Source organism: Rhizobium vallis (genome assembly GCF_003985155.1).
GTDB lineage: Bacteria > Pseudomonadota > Alphaproteobacteria > Rhizobiales > Rhizobiaceae > Rhizobium > Rhizobium vallis.
In genome coordinates this window covers 230,815-257,214 of record NZ_ML133686.1, presented here as the reverse complement: position 1 = coordinate 257,214, position 26,400 = coordinate 230,815, and the positions used below count along the sequence as shown (strand labels likewise).

Sequence of the window (26,400 nt, the reverse complement as noted above, 5' to 3'; positions counted from 1 at the left end):
CTGTTATCTGTTTGCCTGCAGCGTGCGCGCACCCGCAGGACCGGCAATGATCGCAAGTGCCGCCATATTGATAAAGAGCCCGTGTTCGACGACGCCGGGTATGGAATTCAGCTCGCTCGAAAGCGCCTCTGCATCAGGAATGCGGCCAAAAGATGCATCAATGATGTGATGGCCGCCATCCGTGGTAAAGTCTCCGTCACCGGATTGGCGCAGATTAAGTTCGCCGGAAAGACCGAGCCGGGCCGCAACCTTTTCGATCGCGATCCGCGTCGAGACGAGACCGAACGGGTTGACTTCGATCGGCAGCGCGAAGGCGCCGAGCGTATCGACCAGCTTGCTTTCGTCGGCAATGACGATCATCCGCTCGGAGGCCGCCGCAACGATCTTTTCGCGCAGCAACGCACCGCCGCCACCCTTGATCAGCCTGAGCCCGGCATCGACCTCGTCGGCGCCATCGATCGTCAGGTCGAGCGCCGGCAGTTCGTCGAGCGACTTCAGCGGCACGCCGAGTTCGACGCAGAGCCGCGCCGTCCTTTCGGATGTCGGAACGCCCTCGACCTTCAAGCCGCCTGCGACCTTCTCCGCCAGCAGCCGGACGAATTCTTCCGCCGTGCTGCCGGTGCCTATCCCGAGGCGCATGCCGCCTTCGACGTGGGCGAGCGCGGCCTCGGCGGCCTTGATCTTCATTTCGCGGGCATCCATGCGCCGCCAGCTCCTGATATTGCGTTGGATGTGCTGTTTACACGGCTCGCCCGGCAAACGAAAGTCAAAATCATCACGGAAAATGAAAAGCCGAAACAAATGCCTGCGGCCTTCCCCGCCATCGCAAGCCGTTGCTTTCCGCCGCACGATCGCCTACCTCAGAAACGACCCGTCGTTTCCGGAAAGGACCTGTCGTTTCCGGGAACAACGTGTTGTTTCCCTGGATAACCCGCGCCAAGACGACCAATCGCTCAAAGAGGCAAGCCCTTGACCCCTGCCCCCGCTCCGCTCGTCGTCTTCGATCTCGACGGCACCCTTCTCGATACGCATGCCGACCTGGTCGAGAGCCTGAACCACACGATTGCAGCCCTCGGCCTCGAACCGGTCAGCTATGACGACCTCACCCATCTCGTCGGGCAGGGCGCGCGCGTGATGATCGAGCGCGCCTGCCGGCTGCGCGGCCATCCGCTCGAAGCCGAGGCCCTGCCGGCCCTGGTCGAGCGCTTCGTCGCCCACTATTCCGCCGGCATGCCCGGCCACACCCAGCCCTATCCCGGTCTTGTCGCCGCGATGGACAGGCTGAAATCAGCGGGCTATCGCCTGGCCGTCTGCACCAACAAGATGGAGAGCCTTGCGCTCGGACTGCTCGACAAGCTCGATCTCGTCAACTATTTCGACGCCATCACGGGTGGCGATACTTTCCCGGTGCGTAAACCCGATCCCCGCCACCTCACCGGCACCGTCGAGCGCGCCGGCGGCGACATCGCCCGTACGGTCATGATCGGCGACAGCATCAACGACATCGCCGTCGCCAGGAATGCCGGCGTGCCGTCGATCGCCGTTCCCTTCGGCTATTCCGACGTGCCGGTTTCGAGCCTCGATCCCGATATTACCATCACCCATTTCGATGAATTGACGTCGGAACTGGTGGAAGGTTTGCTGAAGGGTTCTGCGGCCAAGGTTGCTGTTTAGGGCGAGGATGACCCTTATCCCCTGACGGCATTCCGTGAGGCACCCCCCTCTACTTTGTTTCGTCCTCGCCGCCCAAAACAAAACGGGCGGCCCAAAGACCGCCCGTCCGCATAAACCATCAAATCCGATATCAGATCTGCGCGCCACGCGCCTTGGTCGTCGCGTCGAAAGCCTTGTCGACATAACCGTCGCGGCCGTAGACGTCATCGAAATATTCCACAACGCCGTCCTTGTTCGGCCAGGCGGTGAAATAGGAGACGTAAACCGGGATCTTCTGCGGCACCTTTACAGCATGGTTCTGGCCGGTGGCGATCTGCTTGGCGACGTCGTCGATGGACGTGCCGAGCACGGCGGCCGCCATGGCGCGCGGTTCGGCAAGGCGCACGCAGCCGTGGCTGAGCGCCCGCATGTCACGCTTGAAGAAGCTCTTCGATGGCGTGTCGTGCATGTAGATCGCATGGCTGTTCGGGAATAGGATCTTCAGTTCACCGAGCGCATTGTCGCTGCTCGGCGGCTGGCGCACAGAGACGTTGTCGGTCGAGCCGTACCAGTCGACACTGGATGAGGCGACCGCATGGCCGTTGACCTCGACTTCATAACCGAGCTGATCGAGATAATTCGGATCCGAGCGCAGCTTCGGCAGCATCTCGTTGATGATGATCGACTGCGGCACACCCCAGAACGGGTTGAATTCCACCGTCTCGATCTCGTCGTCGAAGAAATAGGTCTGGTTGTTCTTGCCGCCGACCACCACGCGCATCGACAGCTGTTCCTTGCCGTCATTGTGGTAGTAGGCCATGAAGGCCGGTTGGTTGATCATGACATAGCGCGAGCCGAGATCTTCCGGCAGCCAACGCGCCTGCTCCATGGCGACGACGAGCTTGTCGATCTTCGAGGCGTTGGTATCGCCGCCGGTCATGGCGCGCACCGTCGCCTGACCGATGACGCCGTCGGCCTTCAGCCCGCGCTCCTTCTGGAAATCCTCGACCAGCGAGACGATATCGGGCGAATAGTCGCTGCTGCCGGTGTAACCGGAAAGCGTCGCCGCATGATCGGTCTTCAGCGCCTCGGAACCGTGCTTGCCGATCGCCTTGACGATGTTGGCGATCTCGGGCGAGCTATCGCCGGGCTTCAGCGACCGGTCGAGCGAAATGACGATTCGCTCTTCGCTGCCGCCATCGGCGGCCCGAAGCTTGGCAAGCTCGGCCTTCAAAGCCAGGAATTGCGGGCCATCGGGCGAGCGGTTGGCGAGATAGGCACCGACATCCGGGCTCATTCGAGCAAGCTTCAGCACCGGCGCCAGATTGACCATCTTGCGCTGGAAGTCATGATAGCCGGAAATCTTGTTCGGATCGATGCGGCCGCGCACCGTGTCCTGCACGAAGGCAAGCACCTTGGCCGAGAGATCGAGTTCGAACTGCGTCAGCGCGCGGTCGCGAACGGCGGGATCGGGATTGGCCGGATCGATCGCCGGCGCCTGCAGGGCGTAGTCAGCCGGATCGAGGCCGACCGAAGCCGCATCGGCAAGTGCGGCCAACGCCGATTTGGCGCGCTCGTTGATCTGGCTGCCATCGATCCAGACGAGCGGATTGCGGCTGTCGCCGTAATAGGCTTCGAGCGCCTTGGCGACGTCGGCATTGGCGCGAACCTTGGCCTGCGCCAGGAAGCGGCGCTGCACTGCCGGTTCGGCGCCGGCATCGCCGCTCGACGAAACATCGGCAACCGCGCCGGTGACGGCTGGGTCGGCGAACTTGCTGGTGTCGACGAACTGCAGCGTCTCCGTCTTATAGGTGTAATAACGCGGACCGCTCACCTTCGGCAGCGGCGCTTCCGGATCCAGTCCGCCGAGCGACCCGCCGGGGCCGACAGCGCCACGCGGCACCGGCCGGCCAGGCGCCTGGTCCATGAAAATGGTGCTCTGGCTCCGCTGCCTGTCGCCGCGCAGCATATCCATCAGCGTATAGGCATGCGCGGGAGCGGCACTCATCACTGCCAGCCCGCAGGAAACTGCCAATGCGGATACCGCGCTTTTCAAAACGAACGTCATATATCTTCCAGTCCCGGTGTCATGCTGTTCTTGTCACGAGCGCAAGGCTCAAACTCAAATCCGCGAAGCTTAAGAGCGTCCGGCCCATTCATCAGAAACCGGCCTTCGCCGCTAGCGCCGGCGGACACAATTTCATGTGAGGGAAAGCCTGCGCGGCGCTGCGCCGCAGTTCACACAAAATTATGAAATTATTAGTTAATTTTTTACCGAATTTTCCCCGGCAGACCAGTGCGGCAAAAACGTGCCCGCGCATAAAATTTTGAAAGTGGCCGAAAAAGCACGCCGCCGAACCGGCACAAACATGACTAAATCTCTCAATATTGAACGCAGCACGTGGTTTTCTTGTCGGGCTTTCCGACCTATAAGACCTCATCTTTCGAAGATGCCAGAAAACAGCATGTAAAGGGAAGACAAAACTCATGACCGCAACCCGCACCGAAACCGATACTTTTGGCCCGATCGACGTCGCCGCCGACCGATATTGGGGCGCCCAGGCCGAGCGTTCGCTCGGCAACTTCAAGATCGGCTGGGAAAAGCAGCCGCTGTCGATCGTGCGCGCGCTCGGCATCGTCAAGCAGGCCGCCGCCCGCGCCAACATGTCTCTCGGCCAGCTCGACCCCGCCCTTGGCAAAGCCATCGTCGAGGCCGCCCAGGAAGTGATCGACGGCAAGCTCGACGACCATTTTCCGCTGGTGGTCTGGCAGACAGGCTCGGGCACGCAGTCGAACATGAACGCCAATGAAGTGATCTCCAATCGTGCAATAGAAATGCTCGGCGGCGTCATGGGTTCCAAGAAGCCGGTGCATCCGAACGATCACGTCAACATGAGCCAGTCGTCGAACGACACTTATCCGACAGCCATGCACATCGCCTGCGCCGAACGGATCGCCCATCACCTGCTGCCGTCGCTGAAACACCTGCATGCCGCCCTCGACATGAAGGTCACCGAATTCAGCCACATCATTAAGATCGGCCGCACCCATACCCAGGATGCGACGCCGCTGACGCTGGGCCAGGAATTTTCGGGTTATGCCGCCCAGGTCGGCTCATCAATCAAGCGGATCGAGATGACGCTTCCCGGCCTCTGCGAACTCGCCCAGGGCGGCACCGCCGTCGGTACCGGCCTCAACGCGCCGGTCGGGTTCGCCGAAAAGGTCGCCGAAGAGATCGCTGAAATCACCGCCATGCCCTTCGTGACCGCGCCGAACAAGTTCGAGGCGCTCGCCTCGCATGACTCGATGGTCTTTGCCCATGGCGCGATCAATGCCGCCGCCGCCGCCCTGTTCAAAATCGCCAACGACATCCGCCTGCTCGGCTCCGGCCCGCGCTCGGGCCTCGGCGAACTGGCGCTGCCGGAAAACGAGCCCGGCTCCTCGATCATGCCCGGCAAGGTCAACCCGACCCAGTGCGAAGCGCTGACGCAGGTCTGCATCCACATCTTCGGCAACCATGCGGCGCTCACCTTTGCCGACAGCCAGGGCCATTTCGAGCTTAACGTCTACAATCCGATGATGGCCTACAACTTCCTGCAGTCGGTGCAGCTGCTCGCCGATGCCGCCGTCTCCTTCACCGACAATTGCGTCGTCGGCATCGAGGCGCGCGAGGACAACATCAAGGCCGGCCTCGAACGCTCGCTGATGCTGGTGACCGCGCTTGCCCCGAAGATCGGCTACGACGCCGCCGCCAAGATCGCCAAGACGGCGCACAAGAACGGCACAACGCTGAAGGAAGAAGCGCTGGCCAGTGGGCTCGTGACGTCGGAAGAGTATGACGAGATCGTGCGGCCGGAGACGATGATCGGGCCGAAGTAGGCCGGGTCCGCCCCTCCTATTGCTCGGGAACGGACGAGGCGGCAACTTGCTCCCTCAGCTGTCCTCGGGGCTTGAGCCCTAGGGTGTCGCAGGACTGAAGAGGGCTAAGACCTGCATGATGGAGCACCTGACGCACCGGCGACAAGTTTGGCTGGAACGCCAACCCCACTCTCCGTCACCCTCGGGCTCGTCCCGAGGATCCCTGCCCGTGGCTGCTGGTGGACGTGGTGTGGATGCTCGGCTCAGGGCCGAGCATGACGGAGTGTAGGGTTGGCGGGAGGAGCCAATCAGGGCGCGGACGCCCCGTGTCAGGAATTGCTATCCGGCAGTGAAGCCACAATGCCGGCTCGGGCTGAACTGAGGGCGCGTAAAGCCTCAAACCAACAGCGAGAAATTGTCCATCACCACCGAATTGCCCATGAAATCGAAACGGATTTCTTCGATGTCTTCGAGATTGACCTCGAGATTGGGGCCGGTGACCTCAAGCTCCTGCTGATAGACGATCTGCCCGTCGTTCAAGGCGGTCAGCGTCAAGTGAAACGACGACGCCGACAATTCGGCGATCGAAACGCTCTGAAAGGTGAACTCGCTGCCATCGAGCAATTTCAAGGTCACGGGCGTCGAAGCCGGGGCCAGAACGGTATCGCTGAAGCCATCCTCGGTTATGGCGTCGACGCCGGGGATGGTATCATAGACGAAGCCGTTCAGAAGCGTCACGTCATGGCTGCCGTTCACGGCAAGCGCAAAGCCCCGGTAATTGGGCAGCGAGAAATTATCCGCCCTCGATAAGACGCCCATATCGTCGAAATCCAGGACTTCATGGTATTTTTCGCCTTCGTTGACGCCATCGATCGCAAGGGTGAGCACGCCGAGGTCCGTGCCGCCTGAGCCATCGGACATCTTGTAGCTCAGCTTCTCGATGAGCTGGTCGTGCTTCGCTAAATTCTTCACCACGTCGAGCGTGTAGTCCAGCTCGTACGTGAAGTGACCGTCGGGTTTCACTTTGAAGGTTCCGTACTCGCCCCTTATGATCGTTTCATGGTCAGGCCCATGCTTTGCGTCGATACGCACGCCATTGACGAAGCGAGCATACATGTCCGCGCCCTCGGGATCGCTGGCGAGGCGCAGCAGATCCCCACGAATCCAATCATGTTCGAAAAAAACGAGAAGGTCGTCGACAGCAGTTGGCTTTGCATTTGTCATTGTAAGCCCCGGCAGGTTAACGCTGCCGGGAATATGAACTTGGCCCGAATGGAAGGCAACCTGAAGTCGTCCATTTCACGGCAAATGTCGATCTTGTTGTTTCTTTCACTCGCTTACCGCGCATGACGTGCCGACTACAAAACGCGGCACGACATGACCCCTCCCAGAGTCCGCCGCATCCCGATTGCTTTTGCTCCGCGGCGGATTTAGACCGGTTCCAATCTAGCGACGCACGCCCAGCAGAAAGGTCACTTCGATGGCTGACGATCTCTTCCCCCTCGGCAAGGATGCCACCCCCTACCGCAAGATCAGCAGCGATCATGTCTCTGTCGATACGTTCAAGGGCCAGGAGATCCTGACGGTCGAGCCGGAAGGCATCCGCCTGCTCGCCGAAACCGCCTTTGCCGACATCAACCATCTGCTGCGCCCCGGCCATCTGAAGCAGCTCGCCTCGATCCTCGACGATCCCGAGGCGACGGACAACGACCGCTTCGTCGCCTACGATCTCTTGAAGAATGCCAACATCGCCGCCGGCGGCGTGCTGCCCATGTGCCAGGACACCGGCACGGCGATCATCATGGGCAAGAAAGGCCGCAGGGTCTGGACCGAGGGCGGCGATACGGCAGCACTCGCCCGCGGCGTACTGGACGCCTATGAGAAGAAGAACCTGCGTTATTCGCAGCTTGCACCGATCAAGATGTTCGAAGAGAAGAACACCAGGAATAACCTGCCGGCCCAGATCGATATCTATGAAGAAGGCACCGACGCCTACGAATTCCTTTTCGTTGCCAAGGGCGGCGGTTCGGCCAACAAGACCTTTCTCTACCAGGGCACGCCCTCGCTTTTGACGCATGACCGGATGATCGACTTCCTTAAGGAGAAGATCTTGACGTTAGGGACGGCAGCCTGTCCTCCCTACCATCTGGCGATCGTCATCGGCGGCACCTCGGCCGAGATGAACCTGAAAACCGTCAAGCTCGCCTCCACCCGCTATCTCGACGAACTGCCGACCGAAGGCTCCGACAGCGGCCACGCCTTCCGCGACGTCGAGATGGAAAAGGAAATCCACAAGCTGACACAGCAGATGGGCGTCGGCGCGCAGTTCGGCGGCAAGTATTTCTGTCACGACGTGCGCGTCATCCGCCTGCCCCGCCACGGCGCCTCGCTGCCGATCGGCCTCGGCGTCTCCTGTTCCGCCGACCGCCAGGCCAAGGGCAAGATTACCCGCGACGGCATCTTCATCGAACAGCTCGAGACCGACCCGTCCAAGTACATGCCCGAGATCGACGAGGCGAAACTGTCGGAATCGACCGTCCATATCGACCTCAACCGACCGATGACCGATGTGCTTGCCGAGCTTTCCAGGCATCCGGTCAAGACACGGCTGTCCTTGACCGGCACCATCATCGTCGCCCGCGATCTCGCCCATGCCAAGATCCGCGAACGGCTGGAAAACGGCGAAGGCATGCCCGACTACCTGAAGAACCACCCGGTCTACTACGCCGGCCCCGCCAAGACGCCTGTTGGTTACGCCTCCGGCTCCTTCGGCCCGACGACGGCCGGCCGCATGGATAGTTACGTCGACCAGTTCCAGTCCTTCGGCGGCTCGATGGTGATGCTTGCCAAGGGTAACCGCTCACGCGCAGTGCGCGAGGCCTGCAAGAAACACGGCGGCTTTTATCTCGGCTCGATCGGCGGCCCCGCCGCCCGCCTCGCACAGGACTGCATCCGCAAGGTCGAGGTATTCGAATATCCCGAACTCGGCATGGAAGCGGTCTGGAAGATCGAAGTCGAAGACTTCCCCGCCTTCATCGTCATCGACGACAAGGGCAACGATTTCTTCCAGGAATTGAATTTGGGGTGATTGCGGCGCGCGCGGGGGATTTTCGTAAGGATCCCGCTGCGGACGCTGGGGTCGAGCGGGATGTCGCAACATCAAGGGCGGTGACGCCCTCTCGATCACCTGCCCCTTCGGCACACTGCCTACCGCGCCGACGCCCTATCCAATGGACCGGCATCTTGCGCTATCTCCGCAGCACTCACCACATCCCCGTCATCGACCCTCGCAAGGATCTCCGTGCGGAAAGCTCCGGTGAAGAGCCCGGCGCGTTCCGACAGTAAGGCGCCGCCGGCAAACATGGTGAAAGCGAGGATGGCGAAAGAAATATGGCGAGATGCTTTCATGAATCACGAGAAGAACTGTAAGTTTTTCTGACACCATTCCCGTGCAACGGGCATGCATTGTCCCGCAGAAGATACATTTTCTGATGCAAAATCATAGGCCTGATCGAAGTATTGGCCCGTTTGGAAGTTGTCGTATGTAATCTTTGGTATATGTCGCTTTAATCTTTTCCCAAGAAATTTAAGCTAACAAATAAATTATCGCCTTCGAATATATGAGGAGTTCGCCGGATGAATACGGCTGTCGCGCCCAAGGTGCAGGTTCCAGACGTAGCGGGCCAAATCACCTATGCCATGCGTTCGATGGGCGTTGCGCCGATACCCCGCAATTACGAACTCTTCTACGAAGCCTATATCGGCTCCAATCCGGCGTTGACCCGCGAGCTTGCCGCCCTCGGCAGCCAGGCGACGCAGGCCGAACTCGACGCGCTCGGCGCGCAATATTTCACCACTAGCCCTGCCCGCGTCTTCGATGACGCCCACACGCGCATATCAGGGGAACTCGACGGATTGCTGCGGATCCTGAAACAGGAACAGAGCTCGCTCGAAAGCTATACCAGGCTGCTCGGCGAGACCCACAAGCGCATCACCTCCAAGAGCAATGCCAGCGTCGAACTGATCGAAAACGCCATCGAGCTCCTGAGTCAGGCGACCGGCGACACCATGGCGCATGGCGAACGCACCGTCGAAGACGTCGTTCAGCGCTCGCAGGAGATGGATCAGGTCCGCAAGGAACTCGACGAATACAAGCGCATCGCCAACACCGACTCGCTGACGCGCCTTTCCAACCGCCGCGCCTTCGACGATCGCCTTGCCGCCGTCTTCAATAGTCCCGGCATGCGGCCGGTGACTGCGCTGCTGCTCGCCGACATCGACAATTTCAAGAAGATCAATGACACCTACGGCCATCCGGTCGGCGACAAGATTCTTGCCACCGTCGCCTCCGTCATCCGCAGCAATGTCCGGCGTGACGTCTTCGTTGCCCGCGCCGGCGGCGAGGAATTCGCGCTCATCATCGAGGGCAATACGCCGGAGGAAGTGATGGCGATCGCTGAGCGCATCCGCCGCACGCTGGAAACGACACCCTTCAAGAATTCCCGCACCCGGGTGAATTACGGCCCGGTCACCGTCTCGATCGGCGTCTGTATGGCATCCAGCGCCGACGATGCCGGCGAACTCTACAGCAAGACCGACATCGCACTCTACGGCGCCAAGAACGCCGGGCGCAACTGCACCATCCTCTATGAGCACGGCATGCAGAAAGATTTCACCAAGAGCTGGCTGATCTACAAGGCCTGACGGCGAAGCTTCGATGCGCACCCGCTGTCACCATAAGGTGACGGCGGTTTACCACATCGTCTTCGCCGCGCGTCCCGGCCATTCCCGATCGTAGGTCTCCTGGTCGAAATCACTGACCGCGGCCTTCAGCATCTGCCCCGGCGTCGGCAGGCTCGCCGGATCGGCAAAGCGCTCGGCGTTCCAGAGTTCGGCCCGCATCACTGCGCGGGCACACTGGAAATAGACCTCGTCGACCGTGATGACGACGACGGTGCGGGGATGTTTGCCGTCCATCTCGAAGCTTGAAAGCAGCGCCTCGTCATCGGAGACCACGCCGCGGCCGTTGATGCGCATTGTCGTATTTGAGCCCGGGATGAGAAACATCAGCGCAAGCCTCGGATCGCGCACGATGTTGGAGAGCGAATCGACGCGATTGTTGCCGCGCCAGTCCGGCAGATGCACCGTCTCGTCATCGACGACGCGCACCACGCCGCCGAGATCGCCGCGCGGGGAGCAGTCGAGCCCTTCCGGCCCGACGGTCGCAAGCGCCGCGAATGGCGAGGTCTCGATCATCTCGCGATAGAGCGGCGTCAACCGCTTGGTCACCTTGTCGACCGAGGCCTGCGACAGCCCAGCGCCATAGATCGTATTGAGCTCTTCGATACTGCTGATGATTTTCATGAGGCGTCCCGCCGCGGCTTGATCTTCGCCGCGGACGCTACAATGCCGCGCGCCTCGCCGGAAGCTCAAAAAATGGAATGATCTCCGCATCTTTTTTGATGCTTTCGCCCGGGACATCCCGCTCGTCCTGATAGCCTTCAAGAAAGGCTGCGATCGCGGCAAGCACCGGAGCCGCACCGACGATGCGCCGGTGCCCGAAACCGTTGGCCCAGAACAGCCGGACGCGCTGGCCCGCCGCGCCATATCGCCTGGCATGGACCGGCGACACCTCCTTGTCGTCCTCGGCATGGATGACGAGCACCGACCGGCCGATGCCGCTTGCCGCTTCGCCAGCGTCGAAATCCTCGAGTCTCCGCCCGGTGACCAGGTGAACCTCATTCTCCAGTACTGTTTGCGCAGTGGGGCGAAGGCCGACCATCCGGCCGAAATCGGTAAACAGCCAGGCCATCTCGCTCGGCGCGCCGATCAGCACCAATCGCTCGGCCGTGACAGGCGCCACGCCAGGCAGCAAGCCCGCCGCGGTGACCATCAGCGCCGCACCGCCGAAGGAATGGCCGATCGCCGCATCGAATGCGCCGAACCGTTCCTGCGCGGCCGCGATCGCCTCGACTGCAAGTCCCATATGCAGGAAGCGCCCGCCCGCGCGCCCATGGCCGGGAAAATCGAGCGCCACGACCTCCGCACCCGTGGCCGCCAGCATTGAAATCAGATCTGCCATGTATACGGCGCTGGAACCCCAGCCATGGGTGACGAGATAGCGCTTGCGCCGGCCGATCGCTCCGCCGTTCAGCCGGTAGGCATGCGCCTTGGCGCCACCCGCAAGCCTGAGCACAAAGCGCTCGGCGCCGGCAAGCCGCGCTACACCCGCCGCATGCGCCGCCTTGGCCTTCCCGCCCTTCGACCGCAGCGATGGTGTGCGGCAAAACAGCAGGAACGCCGCCCTGCCCGCCAGCTGCGGCGAAACCGCCTGCAGGGCCGAGAACCCGAGGCGGATGACCTTGAGCGCGAAATTTGCCATAGTGGGAATCCAAAATCTGTTCAACACTGAACAATAAAGTACAACGATGAACAAAAATCAATCCCTTCCCTGGGATCATCCGCGTTTTCGCAGCTGGATCGCGGTGGCTCGCGCCTGCCAGCTCATGCAGCAATCATTGGCCCGCTCGCTTGCCGATCTCGACATCAAGCCCCCGCATCTCGATATCCTGGTCAATCTCTATCGTTTCGAGGGCATCTCGCAGCAGGAGCTGGCGCGCAAGCTGCTGGTCGGCCGCTCCAACATGAGCATGCTGCTGCCGCAGATGGAAAAACGCGGGCTGATCGAGCGGCGCGGCGATGAACGCGACAAGCGCGTGCTGCGCCTCTACCTCACGCAAGAGGGTCGCAGGCTGACCGAATCGGCGATGGCGATCCAGACCGATCTCATCGAACGCACGCTCTCCGACGAGCCGATCGAGCAATGCACGGCGACCGCCACCTCGATGGAGCGCATCATCACCGTTCTGCTGAAAGATCTGCGCGACGAGGATTGATGATCAATGGAGTGATGGCGCCGCCGATGTGCCGCTCAGCGATCGGTATTCCCAGGCTGCGACGATGATCAGCACCAGCGTCGCCAGGATGCCGAGCAAATAGACCTCAACAAAAGGTGCCACGAAGGCAAGCAGGATCAGAAGCACGAGGCCGGCAAGGTGCGACAATGGGAGCTGCCCGCTGGTCGCACCCTTGAACCAGAGATTGCCAATCAGGAACAGGCCGGAGCCGCCGAGCACGGCGGCGGCGATACCGAGATCGCCGGTCTCATGCGGATGAGAGAACATGAACTCCACAGCCACCGCATGCACGATGATCCCGGCCAGGATCGGGATATGCCCATAGGTGAAGGCCTGCCGCGCCAAGGCCCCCGGCGTTTCCTCATGCTCGATGCGATGGGCGGCGCGCCCGTGGCCGAAGCGGAAATAGAGCCACCACATCGCGACCGTGCCGATGAAGGCGGTGACGAAGATAAGGCTGGTCAGGCCCGAGATCGGAAGCTCGGAAAAGGTACGTCCGGAAACGAGGATCGCTTCGCCGAGGCAGATGATGACGAAGAGCGCACAGCGCTCGGCCATATGAGCGCCGGACACATCCCAGTCGCTCGGCGTCGAGCGGCCAAGCCCCGGCACCGCAAAGCCCGCCGCCGGTCCGACATATTCGATCGCGAGCGCAATCACCCAGGCGATCAGCCGGGCCTCATGCTCAAGCAGCCCGCCGGCGATCCAGAAGACGGCCGCCACAACAAGCCAGGTTGTTATGCGGATGAAATTCAGTGTGTTGGCGCGGTCGACGCGCGTCATCGCATAGGTCGTAAACAGCGACCGCCCGACCTGCATCGCCACATAGGCGCCGGCAAAGAGCAGCCCCTTGTCGCCGAAGGCCTCGGGGATGGAAGCAGACAGCACCAGCCCGAGCATCATCAGCACGACAAGCATGCCGCGCACCGGCATCTTGTCGGGGTCGAGCCAGTTCGTCACCCAGGCGGTGAAGATCCACACCCACCAGACGGCGAAGGTCATCAGGCCGGCTTCGGCCGCCCCGAGCGGCGTATAATGAGCGGCGAGCGCATGCGAAAGCTGCGAGATCGAAAAGACGAAGACCAGGTCGAAGAACAGCTCGAGGAAGGTCACCTTGCTGCCGGCCGCGCTGCCCTTGCCGCGCAGCCAGTTCTTGTTATTCGCTTTCGCCATATGTCCCCCGATGGCTGTGAATTGGAAGTTCAGCGCGGCTTTTCCGTGGTGTCGCGGTTCATGCCCTTTTCGCTCAGCTCGTCCTCATAGGCCGAAAACAGCTCAGCGCCCCGTTCGCCGAGTTCACGCAGATAGGTCCAGGTATAGATGCCGGTATCGTGCATGTCGTCGAAGCCGATCCGGACCGCATAATTGCCGGTCGGCGTCATCGAGATGATCGCAACGTTGCGCTTGCCAGGCACCGTCACCTTCTGGCCCGGCCCGTGCCCCTGCACCTCGGCCGAAGGCGACAGCACGCGCAAAAGTTCGGCCGAAAGGTCGAAACTCTGACCGTCATTGAAGGTCACCACCAGCCGCTGCCGGTCTTTCGAAACGCGAAGTTCGCTCGGCCAGATATCACTCATCATTTTGTCCTCTTCTATTGCGAGGAGTAGGCGCTGATCTTTTTCAGTGCAAGCTGAAATCGGCATGCACGCAGGCTGTTTCCCTTGACGTGACAATAGCATATGCCCACATTCACTAGAGTACGGAGATACAGGTGAACAGCAGAGTTGGAACGATAGGCAATGCATCGCCGCTGGTGGCAGGTGCGCATCCGATGGTCGACCCTTTCGGCCGGGCCGTCACCTATCTCCGCGTCTCCGTCACTGACCGCTGCGACTTCCGCTGCACCTATTGCATGGCGGAAAACATGACCTTTTTGCCAAAGAAGGATCTGTTGACGCTGGAGGAGCTCGACCGGCTCTGTTCCGCCTTCATCGCCAAGGGTGTCGGCAAGATCAGGCTGACTGGCGGCGAGCCTCTCGTGCGCAAGAACATCATGTATCTCGTGCGCCGTCTCGGTGAAAAGATCGGTTCCGGCCTCGACGAGCTAACCCTGACGACCAACGGCTCTCAGCTTTCCCGTCATGCCGAGGAGCTTTACGATTGCGGCGTGCGTCGCATCAACGTCTCGCTCGATACGCTCGATCCCGACAAGTTCCGCAAGATCACCCGCTGGGGCGATTTCGCCAAGGTCATGGAAGGCATCGACGCCGCGCAGAAGGCCGGGTTGAAGATCAAGCTCAACGCCGTGGCGCTCAAAGATTTCAACGATACCGAGATTCCCGACCTCCTGCGCTTCGCTCATGGCCGTGGCATGGATTTGACCGTCATCGAGACCATGCCGATGGGCGAGATCGAGGAAGACCGCACCGATCAATACCTGCCGCTCTCCCAGCTGCGCGCCGATCTCGAAAACCAGTTCACGCTTGCCGACATCGATTACCAGACAGGCGGCCCGGCACGTTATGTCAGGGTCGAGGAAACCGGCGGCCGCCTCGGCTTCATCACGCCGATGACCCATAATTTCTGCGAGAGCTGCAACCGCGTCCGCCTCACCTGCACCGGCACACTCTACATGTGCCTCGGCCAGAACGACGCCGCCGACCTGCGTGCGGCTCTGCGCGCCACCGAAGACGACGCCCTCCTCCACGCCGCCATCGACGAAGCCATCACCCGCAAGCCCAAAGGCCACGACTTCATCATCGACCGCACCCATAATCGTCCGGCGGTGGCCCGGCATATGAGTGTCACCGGGGGGTGAGGCCCGGTCCTCGCAAAGCGGGGAGCGATCGATCCAGTGAATCGATCGCAGCGCCGAACGCCCTGAGCCCAAGCGAAGGGCCAGGATACGGTGCGGCAAACTCCCTAAGCTCTTCCTGAGGCGCGCGAAGGGCGAGGCGAGCGCTCGACACCAAAAAGCAAGACTGGCAGCGAGCAACCTTTCGGCGGTCCTTCAAGGCTCACCCGATGCGCCACCACCTCACTTGCCCCGTCAGTCGATCAATCGCTGCGCAGTAAACTTGTCCGTAACAAGCATGTCGATGACGCCCACACGGAGCGCGCCAGCGATAGCGTCGATCTTTTTGGACCCGCCGGCAAGCGCGATGACCCGGTCCACCCTTTCGAGATCCTCGAGTGGAAGCCCTATGACGCGGTCGTCTAGCGGCGTCTTGACCGGCTTGCCGTTTTTATCGAAGAAGCGAAGCGAAATATCGCCGACGGCTCCCGCTTCCGCGAGGTCAGACAGTTCGCGAGACGAAAAGATGTTGCCGGATCGTGCGAGAAGTTCAGACGGTTCGACGGCTCCGATTCCGACGATCGCAAGCGTTATGCTGCCGAACAGGTCCATCGTCTCGCGCACGAATGGATCGGCCTGCATAAGAAGTTTTGCCTCTCTGGACGACGTAACGCCCTGTACAGGCAGCAGTTTTGGCTCGGCGCCGGTCAGCCGGGCAAGCCGCGTGGTCAGCTGCGTCGCATGCGTCTGCACGGAAGGATCGCCCATGCCACCAAGGGTTTGGACGACGTACTTCGCCTGAGCGCTCTTCAGGGGATGAATGTTTTCGACCATCTTGGAGATGGTCTGGCTCCAACTCGAAACGCCGATGATCTCCCCTGGCGCAAGCGTCACCTCCAGGAGATGAGCCGCTGCCTCTCCGATACGGGCCATGATGGCGCCGTCCCGATCTTCCGTGCACTCCACGACGATCGCCTCCGGCAACTCGTATTTCTCGCGAAGTGCGCCCTCAAGCTCGCTGTAGGTGCCAACCGGTGGGGTCACGCTGGTTCGCACGATATCTTCAGCCTCGGCACGCTTGAGCATGCGTGACACTGTCGCCTGTGACAGGCGAAGGTGCTGCGCGATCTCCGCCTGCCGCCGTCCCTCCAAGTGGTACATCTGGGCGACCCTTGAGATGAGACGGAGTTCGTTGAGGCGAGTCATCGCTAATCCTGGAGTGAATTTTTATTCATCATTAGCGGTTGTTTCGCGTGACGTCGAGCGGGCAAGTGCATCATTCCAGGTATTCAGAAGCACCGCTCGATCCGTGGGTTCCGGGTCAATGACATGTGAATTCCGGGGCAACTCTGCGATAACATCAAGATCGCTCCACAAGCCAAGTGAGAGACCCGCGAGATATGCGGCCCCCAAAGCAGACGCCTCGGGCGCTTCGCATTGGATCACGGGATGTTCGATGAGGTTCGAGACACACTGCATAAGGAAGCGGTTTTGGCTCGGTCCGCCATCGACATAGAGCGCCCCGAGCTCGCCGCCGCTTTGTGCTCGCATGGCGGCGATGACGTCATGCACCTGGAAGGCGATCGAATCGGTTACCGACCGCGCCATTTGCGCACGTGTCGTATTGAAGTTGATCTGGGAGAACAGGGCACGGGCGTCAGAGGTCCAATAGGGTGCGCCCAGCCCCACGAATGCCGGCACGAAGCCCGGTCCGCCCGGTTCGGCGCTCGCCGCAAGTTCGACAAGGGCCGCCACATCCGAAAGGCCGAGAATGCCTGCCATCCAGGGGAGACTGGCGGCACAAACGAGAATATTGCCTTCGAAAGCGAAAGTCGGCTTTCCCCCGATGCGCCACGCGACAGTCGTTGTGACGCCGTTGCGCGGGGGAATAAATCGCGGAAGCGTCGTCATCACTGAAGAGCCGGTTCCGAAGGTTACCTTGCCGTCACCCGGCTTGAATGCTCCATGGCCGAACAGCGCAGCATGACTGTCTCCGATCGCGGCCAATATGGGAGTTCCATCCGGCACGCCTGGCAACCCTTGCGTCCTGCCGAAGTCGGCAGAGCTGTCGAGTACCTCGGGAAGGAGCGCGATATCGACGCCGAAAATCTCGCCAAGTTCCTCGCTCCATCTCTGCTCCTGGAGATCGAACAACTGACTCCTGGCGGCATTGGAAGCATCGCAGACATGCCGCCGCCCACCCGTCAGGCAGTGCACGAGCCAACTGTCGACCGTTCCCAGCCGGACCGATCGCCCGGCCGGCATACGGTCGAGCAGCCATCGGAATTTCGAACCCGGGAACATCGGATCTAGTGGCAGGCCTGTCAGCGCCTGCACACCGTCAAGATGGCCTTCGACAATGAGGCGCTCGCAATCCTGTGCCGTTCGGCGGCACTGCCAGCTTACCAGCGGTCCAAGTGCTTCTCCCGTTTCGGCGTCCCAGGCAGTGACTGACTCGCGCTGATTGGAAATCGCCACGGCCTCGATAGCCACGTCGGGGGCGGCGTTCAGGCAGGCGTCGATCGCCTCGCAGACGGATGCGTAGAGCCGGCGTGGATCCTGTTCGACCCAGCCTTGTTTCGGATAGGTGATGCCGACTGGGGCCGAACCTCTGCCAACAATTTCTCCCGTTTCGGAAACGAGAACTGCCTTTGAATTGGTCGTGCCCTGGTCAATTGCCAGAATTGCCCGCATTCTATCCTCCCCGGATCAGACGGCAGCCGGGACGACAAAAGGCGTCCCGGCTGATCCCGTGATCCCAGTTACTTGCGCCTGATCAGCGACTGCGCTGCGTCGGCGATTGCGAACGGCGCCATCCCGAATTCATCGAGCAGGAACTCTGCCGAACCGGTCGGAGCATAGACGCCGGGAACGCCGAGACGTTTCATCGGAACAGGAGCATTGTCGACCACCACTTCGGCGACCGCGGAACCGAGCCCGCCAAAGATCGAGTGCTCTTCGGCTGTGACGATCGCTCCGGTTTCCTTCGCCGCAGCGATGATGGCGTCCTCGTCGATCGGACGAACCGTTGCAAGGTTGAGCACTCTGGCATTGATGCCGCGTTCTGCGAGGATCTCGGCAGCCTTCAGGATTCGATGAGTCAAAGTGCCGTTTGCGATAAGCGTGACGTCAGAACCCTGGCGAAGGAGGTTTGCCTTGCCAAGTTGGAACTCGTGACCCTCCGGAAGGAGATCGGGCACTCCGACGCGAGACAGACGCAGGAAACAGGGACCGTTGTAGGCCGCGGCCCACTCAACTGCAGCAGCTGTTTCGATGCGGTCACAAGGCGCAATGACCGGAAGATTGGGCAGAACCCGCGTCCAGGCGAAGTCCTCGATCGAGTGATGTGTCGGGCCGAGCTCGCCATAGGCCATTCCAGAAGAAATGCCGACCAGCTTGACGTTGGCATTCGAATACGAAATGTCGGCCTTGATCTGCTCCAGCGACCGTCCCGTCAGAAACGGCGCGGCGGCGCACACGAACGGAAGGCGTCCGCCATTGGCGAGGCCTGCTCCAACCCCCACCATGTTCTGCTCGGCGATACCGACATTGACGAGGCGCTCAGCAAACTTCGCCTTGAAGCCGCCGAGCTTGGAGGAACCGACGGAATCATTGCAGACGGCAACGATCGTTTCGTTTTCGGCTGCCAGCCGCTCAAGCGTAGCGGCGAATGCGTCGCGGCAATCGTAGAGCTTGGGTGCGTTTATTGGCGCGTTCATTACGGTGCCTCCGACAATTCTGCCAATGCGATTTCGTATTGTTCCCTACTCGGCACCTTGTGGTGCCAGTCGACCCGGTCTTGCATGAACGAGATGCCATGCCCCTTGTTGGTGTGAGCCACGATGCAATGCGGTCTCGATCCCCGGTGTTCGAGGGCTGAAACGACTTCGCTCATATCGTTCCCGTTGATCTCGGTGACTTCCCAATCGAAAGCTTCAAGCTTCGGACGAAACGGCGCGAGATCGTTGGTTTCCGCCAGCGCGGCACCCTGCTGGAACCTGTTATGGTCGATGACCAGCGTCAAGTTATCGAGCTTGAACTGGGCTGCCGCCATGATCGCTTCCCAGTTGGAACCCTCCTGCATCTCACCGTCGCCGGTGACGACATAGGTGTGATATTTCGCGCCCGAGAGCTTGGCGGCTTTTGCCATTCCGATGGCGACTGGAAGACCGTGGCCGAGCGGCCCGGTATTCGTTTCGACGCCAGGAACCTTGTTGCAGTTCGGATGCCCGTTCAACCTCGAATGCGGCTGCAAAAAGGTGGAAATCTCTTCCTCCGGAATGAAGCCGCGTTTCGCGAGCGTCACATACAGAGCGCATGCCGTATGTCCCTTCGAAAGAACGAACCTGTCGCGGTCGGGGTGCTTCGGCTGATCGGGCCAAACATTCAGCACCCGAAAATAGAGGGCGGTCAAAATGTCGATGACCGACATTTCCCCGCCAATATGGCCGGCGCCCGCTTCGAAAACCGCCTGGAGATCGCGCAATCGGATCTCGCGAGCGACCCGCTCGAGTTCTGTCGTATTCATAGGTTCCTCGTGTGCATAAATATTCAGTTATCAATATTTTTGCACAACAACTCGATTAGTCAAGCCCTTTAAGCGGCTCTCCAGCAGCAGCAAGTCCAGAAACCAGGTTGACAGCTGGGAAGCAACTTGTTAATGAATTTTCCAGCATCAGTGAATATTTATTCTTAAGATGAATTAGCTGTCAGGCTAGGCATAGGGAGGAACAATGGTGGCGCTTGATATCAATGAACACGGGCTTTCGTCCGGCGCTTGGTTGAGCAAGCTCAAGGGCGCCACGGGCCCGCTCGTGGGGCTGCTCGCGCTTTGCGTCTTTCTGAGCTTCAGCACCGACACTTTTCTTTCGGTTCGCAATGGCCTGAACATCCTCGATCAGATCACCGTCCTCGGCATCATGGCCGTCGGAATGACCTTTGTCATCCTGATCGGTGGCATCGACCTCTCGGTCGGCTCGGCACTCGCTCTTGCGATGATGGTCATGGGCTGGACTGCGAATGTCGCCGGCCTGCCGCTACCGGTCGGGATCGTATTTGCTTTGGTCGCCTCGGGGGTCTCGGGGCTGATCGTCGGACTTCTGGTGACGCAGTTCAGGGTTCCAGCGTTTATTGCCACTCTTGCGATGATGTCTGCGGCTCGCGGAGTCGCGAATATGATCACGGACGGCCAGCAGATCGTGGGGTTCCCCGACTGGTTCATGATGCTGGCAATAGATCGCCATTTCGGCGTGTTGACAGCCACCGTGTTTCTCATGCTGGCGGTTGTTCTTGCGGCGTGGCTTTTCCTGCACTTCCGGTCCGAAGGTCGCATGCTCTACGCGGTCGGAGGAAATCCGGAAGTCGCTCGGCTGGCGGGTATCAACGTCCCGCTCGTGACGATTGGCGTCTACATCGTAAGTGCAGTCCTTGCGGGGCTTGCAGGCATCGTACTGGCGGCCAGGCTCGATTCCGTCCAGCCGTCCAGCGGTCTGGGCTATGAGTTGGACACCATCGCTGCGGTCGTCATCGGCGGGACTTCGCTCTCGGGGGGCGCGGGCGGCATCGGAGGAACACTGATCGGTGTTCTCATCATCGGCGTCCTTCGCAACGGGCTCAATCTTCTCAACGTCTCGCCGTTCCTGCAGCAAGTGATCATCGGCATCGTCATCGTGCTCGCGGTCGGCGCTGAGACTATTCGTCGGCGTCGCGCCTGACGAACGGGGTCCGCCGCATCGGCGGGCTTGGAATTCCGCTCAAAGAGTTGGGGGCGGATCAATACCCCGAGGGGGAGGACATACCCGAGGGTTCCATCAAACAACGGAGGAAATACAATGAAAATTGCGCGCACCATGCTCGCGTCTGCTGCACTGCTCGGCCTCACGCTCGGCCCCGTACACGCGGCGGAACTGAAGAAGCTCGGCCTGGCCGTTGCCAACCTTCAGGCAAACTTCTTCAACCAGATCAAGCAATCGGTCGAAGCCGAAGCCAAGAAGCGCGGCATTGAAGTCATCACGGTCGACGCAAAGGGCGACGGGCCGACGCAGGTCAACCAGATCCAGGATCTCCTGACCCAGAAAATCGACGCGCTGATCTACATTCCGGCAGGTGCGGCGGCTGCGACCGTTCCGGTCAAGCTCGCGAAGAACGCCGGCATCCCGGTCGTAAACGTTGACCGCAACGCCGACGGAGCACCCGGCGATACCTTCCTTGCAACGGATTCCGTCGCGTCTGCCAAGGCGGTGTGCGACTACATCCTGAAGGAAGCCGGCGGCAAGGGGAAGATGGTCATCATCCACGGTCAGAAGGGCACGACGCCGGAAGTCGATCGCTCGAAGGGCTGCGGTGAATCTCTGAAGGCATATCCGGATGTGAAGGTTGTCGCCGAGCAATTCTCCAACATCTGGAGCCAGGACGAAGGCTTCCAGATCATGCAGAACATGCTGCAGGCAAACCCGGACGTTTCGATCGTGTTCGCACAGGCCGATGGTCTCGCACTTGGCGCCGCCCAGGCGATCAAGGTCGCCAATCCGTCGCAGAAGATCGTGGTCGGCGGTTTCGATGGCGACACCGCAGCTCTCGAAGCCCTCAGCAAGGGTGTCTTCAACGTCACTGCGACACAGCAGACGCAGAAGATGGGCCGCGATGCGGTCGAAAATGCAGCCAAGCTTGTCGCCGGAGAAAAGGTACCCCCGGTACAGCTCATGGATGCCACGCTGACGACCAAGGAAAATGTCGCAGGCTTCATCGCCAACCATCCGTAACGCATCGGCCCGAAAATCGGAATCGATTTTCGGAAAGCACGATGCGTAGATTCAAAGTGTTAGAGCGTCCTTTGTGCGTCCGAACGGACGCACGGCGCTCTAACGAAGTTGAGGTCTTGAGGAGGTGTGCGATGACTGACCCAGTTCTTTCCCTGAAGGGCATATCCAAGTGGTATGGGCCGCTCCAGGTTCTGAAGAATGTCAGCCTGGACGTCCATCCGGGCGAGGTGGTTGCTCTTCTCGGTGAAAACGGAGCGGGCAAGTCAACGCTATCGGGCATCATCGCCGGCTCCCGCACGCCGTCCGAAGGATCAATGACATGGCTGGGGCAGCCTTATGCCCCGGCCACCCCCAGGGAAGCGATCGACAAGGGCGTCGTCCTGATCCACCAGGAGCTGCAGCTTCTCCCGCAGCTGTCGATCGCGGAAAACGTCTTCATCGGACGCTGGCCAATGAAGAACGGCGTCGTCGACCGTGCCCAAATGGTTCGCCGAGCCCAGGATCAGCTCGCCCGATTGAACCTCCACATACCCGCAACGCGGACGGTCGCCGGCCTTTCGACGGCAAATCAACAACTCATCGAGATCGCCAAGGCGCTGGCTCTCAACGCAAAGCTCCTGATCCTCGATGAGCCGACAGCCGCCCTTGGCGGCGCGGAGACGGAAGCTCTCTTCGAACAGGTTCGGAAGCTTCGCTCAGAGGGCGTCGGCATCATCTACATTTCCCACCGCATGGAAGAGATCAAGCAGATCACCGACCGGATCGTCGTTCTTCGCGACGGGGAGCGGGTGCAGGAATTCTCAGATAGCGCAACTCCGGTGCGAACGATTGTCGAGAGCATGGTCGGACGCCCGCTCGACCGTTTGTTCCCCACCCTGCCCGTTCCGACGGACCGTCCGGTGCTCCAGGTGTCGGGGCTGAGCTCGCCGGATAATTCGTTCCGTGACGTTACCTTCGAGGTGCGGGCAGGCGAAATTCTTGGGATCGCCGGATTGGTCGGCGCCGGCCGCACCGAGCTGGTTCGTGCCATTTCGGGAGCAGATCCGATCAGCGCCGGTTCGATCAAGCTGGAAGGTGAGGAACTCAGGCTGCGAGATCCCGCTGACGCGATCGCCAAGGGTGTTGTGATGGTTCCGGAAGACCGCAAGGAACAGGGTCTGATCGTCGGGCACCGGATCAGCGAGAACATTATCTACGCCAATCTCGACAAACTGGGCGGCGGTTGGATTACGCCGCGCATCAAGCGCGCGTTTGCGGAGAAGGCAGTTGCCAAGTTCGGCGTAAAGGGCCGTGCGGAGCAATATGCCTCGGACCTATCAGGCGGCAACCAGCAGAAGGTCGTCATCGCGAAATGGCTGATGCGCGATCCCAAGGTCGTCGTACTCGACGAACCCACGAGAGGCATCGACGTCGGCGCCCGAGCGGGCATCTACGACATCATCGTCAATCTTGCCAAACGGGGCGTGGCGGTCATCGTCGTCAGCTCGGATCTCGAGGAGGTTCTCGGAGTGTCCAATCGCATTCTCGTGCTTGCCCAAGGCAAACAGGCAGGCATTCTCAATCGTGACGAGGCGAATGACGTTTCGGTCATGGAGCTAGCCACCATCTAAAGCAATTCCAGCAAAAGTGTGCAGCGGTTTTGCGTCAGGAATTGCGTGAAAACAAAACAGACAGAGAAAGGAAGAGCGGTGTCCGACATCACTCTGAACGCCCCGAAGCTTTTCGATCTCAGCGGCCAGGTTGCCATCGTGACCGGAGCCGGCAGCGGCATTGGGCAGCGCATTGCCATCGGCCTTGCGCAATGCGGCGCCGACGTAGCGCTGCTCGACCGCCGGACCGACGACGGACTGGCCACGACGGCCGAACATATTCGCGCCGCCGGCCGCCGCTCGATCCAGATCGCGGCTGACGTCACGAGCAAATCGTCCCTTGCAGATGCGGTTGCACGGACCGAAGCAGATCTCGGCGCGCTGACGCTGGCAGTCAACGCCGCAGGCATCGCCAACGCGAATGCGGCCGAAGAGATGGAGGAGGATCAATATCAGACGTTGATGGATATCAACCTCAAAGGCGTATTCCTTTCCTGCCAGGCCGAAGCCCGCGCCATGTTGAAAAACGGACGCGGCTCCATCATCAACATCGCCTCGATGTCGGGTGTGATCGTAAACCGGGGGCTGAGCCAGGCGCATTACAACGCCTCCAAGGCGGGCGTCATCCATATGTCGAAGTCTCTGGCCATGGAATGGGTCGACCGCGGCGTTCGCGTCAACACCATCTCCCCAGGATACACGGCAACGCCCATGAACACCCGTCCGGAAATGGTCCATCAGACCAAGCTCTTCGAAGAGCAGACACCGATGCAGCGCATGGCAACGGTGGACGAGATGGTCGGTCCGGCGGTGTTCCTGCTGTCCAATGCAGCAAGCTTCGTGACCGGCGTCGATCTTCTCGTCGACGGCGGCTTCTGCTGCTGGTGATGCGAAAGCTCATTGCCGCCGCTGGAAAATGAACGGTCTCGCTCCCTCCCTGGCTGAGATCGAGGCGCTGAAGGGACTAACGGGCATGACGGCGTGCGAATATCGTCGCCTGCCCGCCCTTCGCGCCGAGCAGCCGTAGGCCGCGCCCAGATTTGCTGTTTATGTCAGGATACGAGGAAAGAGCATGAAACGCTTCGAAAACAAGACTGTCGTCATTACCGGGGGCAGCCGCGGCATCGGCGCTGCCATCGCGAGGCGCTTTGCGCGCGAAGGTGCCAATCTCGTCGTCTCGGCCAATGAGGACCTGGTCCACGGCGTTGCCGAAGCGATCAGGGCTGAAGGCGGCAACGCGATCTCCTTCATCGGCGATGTCACCGACAAGGCGAGCGTCACCGCACTCTACGATGCCGCCGAGAAGGAGTTCGGGTCCGTCGACGTCTCGATCCAGAATGCCGGCGTCATTACCATCGCCCGCGTCGAGGACCTCACCGAAAACGAGTGGGACAAGGTGATGGCCGTCAACACCAAGGGCGTCTTCCTCTGCGCCCAGGAGGCCATCGCAAGAATGCGCAAGCAGAAGCGCGGCGGCCGCATCATCAACACCGCCTCCGGCCAGGCCCGCGACGGCTTCATCTACACGCCCCACTATGCCGCCTCGAAAATGGGCGTCGTCGGCATCACCCAGAGCCTCGCCAAGGAAGTCGCGACCGAAAACATCACCGTCAACGCCTTCTGCCCCGGCATCATCGAAACCGATATGTGGGCCTATAACGACCAGGCCTGGGGCAAGCTGCTCGGCAACTACGCTCCCGGCGAATTGATGAAGGAGTGGGTCGAGGGCATCCCGATGAAACGGGCCGGCTCCGGCGAGGATGTCGCCGGTCTGGTCACCTTCCTCGCCAGCGACGATGCTGCCTACATCACCGGCCAGACGATCAACGTCGACGGCGGCCTGATCATGTCATAAGGCCGCCGTCTATCACCCGCCTACGTCCTGCTGATCGACACTCCGCCATCCGCCAGCATTGCCGTGCCGGTGACGAAACTCGATAGGTCCGACGCGAGAAAGAGCGCCGCGTTGGCGATCTCGTCCGGTTGCGCCATGCGTTTCAGCGCATGCAGCCCTTCCACGAAGGCGAGCACCTCCGGCGTTGCATCAGGCGCGTTGGTGATGCTGGCGGGCGTGTCGGTGCCGCCGGGCAGCAGGGCGTTGACGCGGATCTTCCTGGCGCCGAGCTCGGCGGCAAGCACCTGCACGAGACCGATCAATCCCGCCTTGCTGGCCGCATAGGCGCTCATGCCGGGCATGCCGACAGTATGGCCAACGAAGGTGGAGGTGAAGATCAGCGATCCGCCCTCACCCATCGCCGCCGACTGGTGCTTGGCGCCGAGGAAGGCGGCGGTCAGATTGGTCTCGATCGTCTCACGCCAGCCCTCCAGCGACAGGCCGGCGACCGGTCCCATCTCGCCGAGGCCGCCGGCATTGTTGAAGGCGATGTCCAGCCGGCCGAAGCGCGAGACCGCCGTCTCGACGAGCCGCTCCTGCAGCACCTCGTCCCTGACATCGCCCGATATGGCGACGGCCTGCCCGCCCTCCGCCTCGATTTCGGCGACGACGGCGTCGAGCGCCTCAGCCCGCCGGCCGTTGATCACGAGTTTTGCGCCTTGCCGCGCAAAGACCTTCGCCGCCGCGCGGCCGATGCCGGAACTTGCGCCGGTGACGATTGCGATCTTGTTGTTCAGAAGTGCCATGTCCGTTTCCTCGGTTGTCGAGGTCTCCCAGATCTCAGACATCAAGCGACGCAGCCACCCGATTCCCGCGCGGCAAACGAAAGCCGCACGCGGGCGATGATGTCCGACTGCGATTCCGCCCGCAGCCGAACGAGGTCGGAAGCCCCAATTGCAGCATCGGAAACGTCGAAATTCTCTTTGTAAAACGGTGATTTGCCGCGATTTCAGCTTGCAGACCTGCCGTAGCGTCAGCGCCATTGTGCGCTGCA

25 protein-coding genes are annotated in these 26,400 nt (G+C 61.0%); 11 read left to right on the top strand and 14 right to left on the bottom strand.

Annotation, left to right across the window (positions count from 1 at the left end):
• Positions 1-3 precede the first annotated feature (3 nt).
• Positions 4-702, bottom strand: coding sequence for a ribose-5-phosphate isomerase RpiA (gene rpiA, locus EFQ99_RS01310; protein ID WP_126918861.1), 699 nt, complete (start codon positions 700-702; stop codon positions 4-6).
• A 267-nt stretch (positions 703-969) separates the two neighbouring features.
• Here rpiA and EFQ99_RS01305 point away from each other — a divergent pair, with 267 nt between their 5' ends.
• Positions 970-1,674 (top strand): HAD family hydrolase, encoded by a 705-nt coding sequence (locus EFQ99_RS01305; RefSeq protein WP_126918860.1) that lies wholly within the window; start codon positions 970-972, stop codon positions 1,672-1,674.
• A 130-nt stretch (positions 1,675-1,804) separates the two neighbouring features.
• Here EFQ99_RS01305 and EFQ99_RS01300 read toward each other — a convergent pair whose 3' ends face one another.
• Together EFQ99_RS01300 and EFQ99_RS01295 are read right to left on the bottom strand one after the other, a co-directional pair.
• Entirely contained in the window at positions 1,805-3,721 is a 1,917-nt protein-coding gene (locus tag EFQ99_RS01300; protein ID WP_126918859.1) for a L,D-transpeptidase family protein, read from the bottom strand.
• Between the two features lie 91 nt (positions 3,722-3,812).
• On the bottom strand, positions 3,813-4,142 hold the full coding sequence (locus EFQ99_RS01295; RefSeq protein WP_126918858.1) for a hypothetical protein: 330 nt from the start codon (positions 4,140-4,142) through the stop codon (positions 3,813-3,815).
• On the opposite strand from EFQ99_RS01295, the gene fumC reads away from it, so the two are divergent.
• Entirely contained in the window at positions 4,141-5,532 is a 1,392-nt protein-coding gene (gene fumC / locus EFQ99_RS01290; protein WP_126918857.1) for a class II fumarate hydratase, read from the top strand. The two genes, EFQ99_RS01295 and fumC, sit on opposite strands and share 2 nt — an antisense overlap.
• 375 nt (positions 5,533-5,907) lie before the next feature.
• Here fumC and EFQ99_RS01285 read toward each other — a convergent pair whose 3' ends face one another.
• Positions 5,908-6,735, bottom strand: coding sequence for a VCBS domain-containing protein (locus EFQ99_RS01285; protein WP_126918856.1), 828 nt, complete (start codon positions 6,733-6,735; stop codon positions 5,908-5,910).
• Positions 6,736-6,991: 256 nt separating this feature from the next.
• Here EFQ99_RS01285 and EFQ99_RS01280 point away from each other — a divergent pair, with 256 nt between their 5' ends.
• Positions 6,992-8,599: a fumarate hydratase gene (locus EFQ99_RS01280; protein WP_126918855.1), complete on the top strand. Its 1,608-nt coding sequence runs from the start codon at positions 6,992-6,994 to the stop codon at positions 8,597-8,599.
• A gap of 119 nt (positions 8,600-8,718) precedes the next feature.
• On the opposite strand, the gene EFQ99_RS35445 is transcribed toward EFQ99_RS01280, so the two are convergent.
• The gene (locus EFQ99_RS35445) at positions 8,719-8,919 is read right to left on the bottom strand and encodes a hypothetical protein (protein ID WP_126918854.1); all 201 of its coding nucleotides are present in this window, start codon (positions 8,917-8,919) and stop codon (positions 8,719-8,721) included.
• Positions 8,920-9,147: 228 nt separating this feature from the next.
• Here EFQ99_RS35445 and EFQ99_RS01270 point away from each other — a divergent pair, with 228 nt between their 5' ends.
• The gene (locus EFQ99_RS01270; protein ID WP_126918853.1) at positions 9,148-10,215 is read left to right on the top strand and encodes a GGDEF domain-containing protein; all 1,068 of its coding nucleotides are present in this window, start codon (positions 9,148-9,150) and stop codon (positions 10,213-10,215) included.
• Positions 10,216-10,263: 48 nt separating this feature from the next.
• On the opposite strand, the gene EFQ99_RS01265 is transcribed toward EFQ99_RS01270, so the two are convergent.
• The gene (locus EFQ99_RS01265) at positions 10,264-10,875 is read right to left on the bottom strand and encodes a pyridoxamine 5'-phosphate oxidase family protein (RefSeq protein ID WP_126918852.1); all 612 of its coding nucleotides are present in this window, start codon (positions 10,873-10,875) and stop codon (positions 10,264-10,266) included.
• A gap of 37 nt (positions 10,876-10,912) precedes the next feature.
• Positions 10,913-11,893, bottom strand: a complete 981-nt coding sequence (locus tag EFQ99_RS01260) for an alpha/beta hydrolase (protein ID WP_126918851.1) — start codon at positions 11,891-11,893, stop codon at positions 10,913-10,915.
• 46 nt (positions 11,894-11,939) lie between these two features.
• Between EFQ99_RS01260 and EFQ99_RS01255 the strand changes: the two genes are divergently transcribed.
• Positions 11,940-12,407, top strand: coding sequence for a MarR family winged helix-turn-helix transcriptional regulator (locus EFQ99_RS01255; RefSeq protein WP_126918850.1), 468 nt, complete (start codon positions 11,940-11,942; stop codon positions 12,405-12,407).
• A 3-nt stretch (positions 12,408-12,410) separates the two neighbouring features.
• Here the strand turns inward: EFQ99_RS01255 and EFQ99_RS01250 are convergent, their stop codons facing one another.
• Positions 12,411-13,601 (bottom strand): low temperature requirement protein A, encoded by a 1,191-nt coding sequence (locus tag EFQ99_RS01250; RefSeq protein WP_126918849.1) that lies wholly within the window; start codon positions 13,599-13,601, stop codon positions 12,411-12,413.
• Between the two features lie 29 nt (positions 13,602-13,630).
• Positions 13,631-14,005, bottom strand: a complete 375-nt coding sequence (locus EFQ99_RS01245; protein WP_126919565.1) for a gamma-butyrobetaine hydroxylase family protein — start codon at positions 14,003-14,005, stop codon at positions 13,631-13,633.
• Between the two features lie 134 nt (positions 14,006-14,139).
• Between EFQ99_RS01245 and moaA the strand changes: the two genes are divergently transcribed.
• Positions 14,140-15,186, top strand: coding sequence for a GTP 3',8-cyclase MoaA (gene moaA / locus EFQ99_RS01240; RefSeq protein ID WP_126918848.1), 1,047 nt, complete (start codon positions 14,140-14,142; stop codon positions 15,184-15,186).
• A 231-nt stretch (positions 15,187-15,417) separates the two neighbouring features.
• Here moaA and EFQ99_RS01235 read toward each other — a convergent pair whose 3' ends face one another.
• The 4 genes from EFQ99_RS01235 to EFQ99_RS01220 all read right to left on the bottom strand — a co-directional run bounded on the left by EFQ99_RS01235 (position 15,418) and on the right by EFQ99_RS01220 (position 19,690).
• Positions 15,418-16,368 carry a sugar-binding transcriptional regulator gene (locus EFQ99_RS01235; RefSeq protein WP_126918847.1) on the bottom strand — a complete coding sequence of 317 codons (951 nt, stop codon included), beginning with the start codon at positions 16,366-16,368 and terminating at the stop codon, positions 15,418-15,420.
• A gap of 21 nt (positions 16,369-16,389) precedes the next feature.
• Complete coding sequence (locus EFQ99_RS01230) at positions 16,390-17,856, bottom strand: FGGY family carbohydrate kinase (RefSeq protein ID WP_126918846.1); 1,467 nt, start codon at positions 17,854-17,856, stop codon at positions 16,390-16,392.
• A gap of 68 nt (positions 17,857-17,924) precedes the next feature.
• Entirely contained in the window at positions 17,925-18,881 is a 957-nt protein-coding gene (locus EFQ99_RS01225) for a transketolase family protein (protein ID WP_126918845.1), read from the bottom strand.
• Positions 18,881-19,690 (bottom strand): transketolase, encoded by an 810-nt coding sequence (locus tag EFQ99_RS01220; RefSeq protein WP_126918844.1) that lies wholly within the window; start codon positions 19,688-19,690, stop codon positions 18,881-18,883. Before EFQ99_RS01220 ends, EFQ99_RS01225 begins: the two co-directional genes overlap by 1 nt.
• A 205-nt stretch (positions 19,691-19,895) precedes the next feature.
• On the opposite strand from EFQ99_RS01220, the gene EFQ99_RS01215 reads away from it, so the two are divergent.
• From EFQ99_RS01215 to EFQ99_RS01195, 5 genes are all read left to right on the top strand, one after another.
• Positions 19,896-20,876 carry an ABC transporter permease gene (locus EFQ99_RS01215; protein WP_126918843.1) on the top strand — a complete coding sequence of 327 codons (981 nt, stop codon included), beginning with the start codon at positions 19,896-19,898 and terminating at the stop codon, positions 20,874-20,876.
• 117 nt (positions 20,877-20,993) lie between these two features.
• Positions 20,994-21,923, top strand: coding sequence for a sugar ABC transporter substrate-binding protein (locus tag EFQ99_RS01210; protein ID WP_126918842.1), 930 nt, complete (start codon positions 20,994-20,996; stop codon positions 21,921-21,923).
• A 131-nt stretch (positions 21,924-22,054) separates the two neighbouring features.
• Positions 22,055-23,533, top strand: coding sequence for a sugar ABC transporter ATP-binding protein (locus tag EFQ99_RS01205; RefSeq protein WP_126918841.1), 1,479 nt, complete (start codon positions 22,055-22,057; stop codon positions 23,531-23,533).
• A 78-nt stretch (positions 23,534-23,611) separates the two neighbouring features.
• The gene (locus EFQ99_RS01200; RefSeq protein WP_126918840.1) at positions 23,612-24,400 is read left to right on the top strand and encodes an SDR family oxidoreductase; all 789 of its coding nucleotides are present in this window, start codon (positions 23,612-23,614) and stop codon (positions 24,398-24,400) included.
• 184 nt (positions 24,401-24,584) lie between these two features.
• Entirely contained in the window at positions 24,585-25,367 is a 783-nt protein-coding gene (locus EFQ99_RS01195; RefSeq protein WP_126918839.1) for a glucose 1-dehydrogenase, read from the top strand.
• A 20-nt stretch (positions 25,368-25,387) separates the two neighbouring features.
• Here the strand turns inward: EFQ99_RS01195 and EFQ99_RS01190 are convergent, their stop codons facing one another.
• Positions 25,388-26,152, bottom strand: coding sequence for an SDR family oxidoreductase (locus tag EFQ99_RS01190; RefSeq protein ID WP_126918838.1), 765 nt, complete (start codon positions 26,150-26,152; stop codon positions 25,388-25,390).
• Positions 26,153-26,400: the final 248 nt, after the last annotated feature.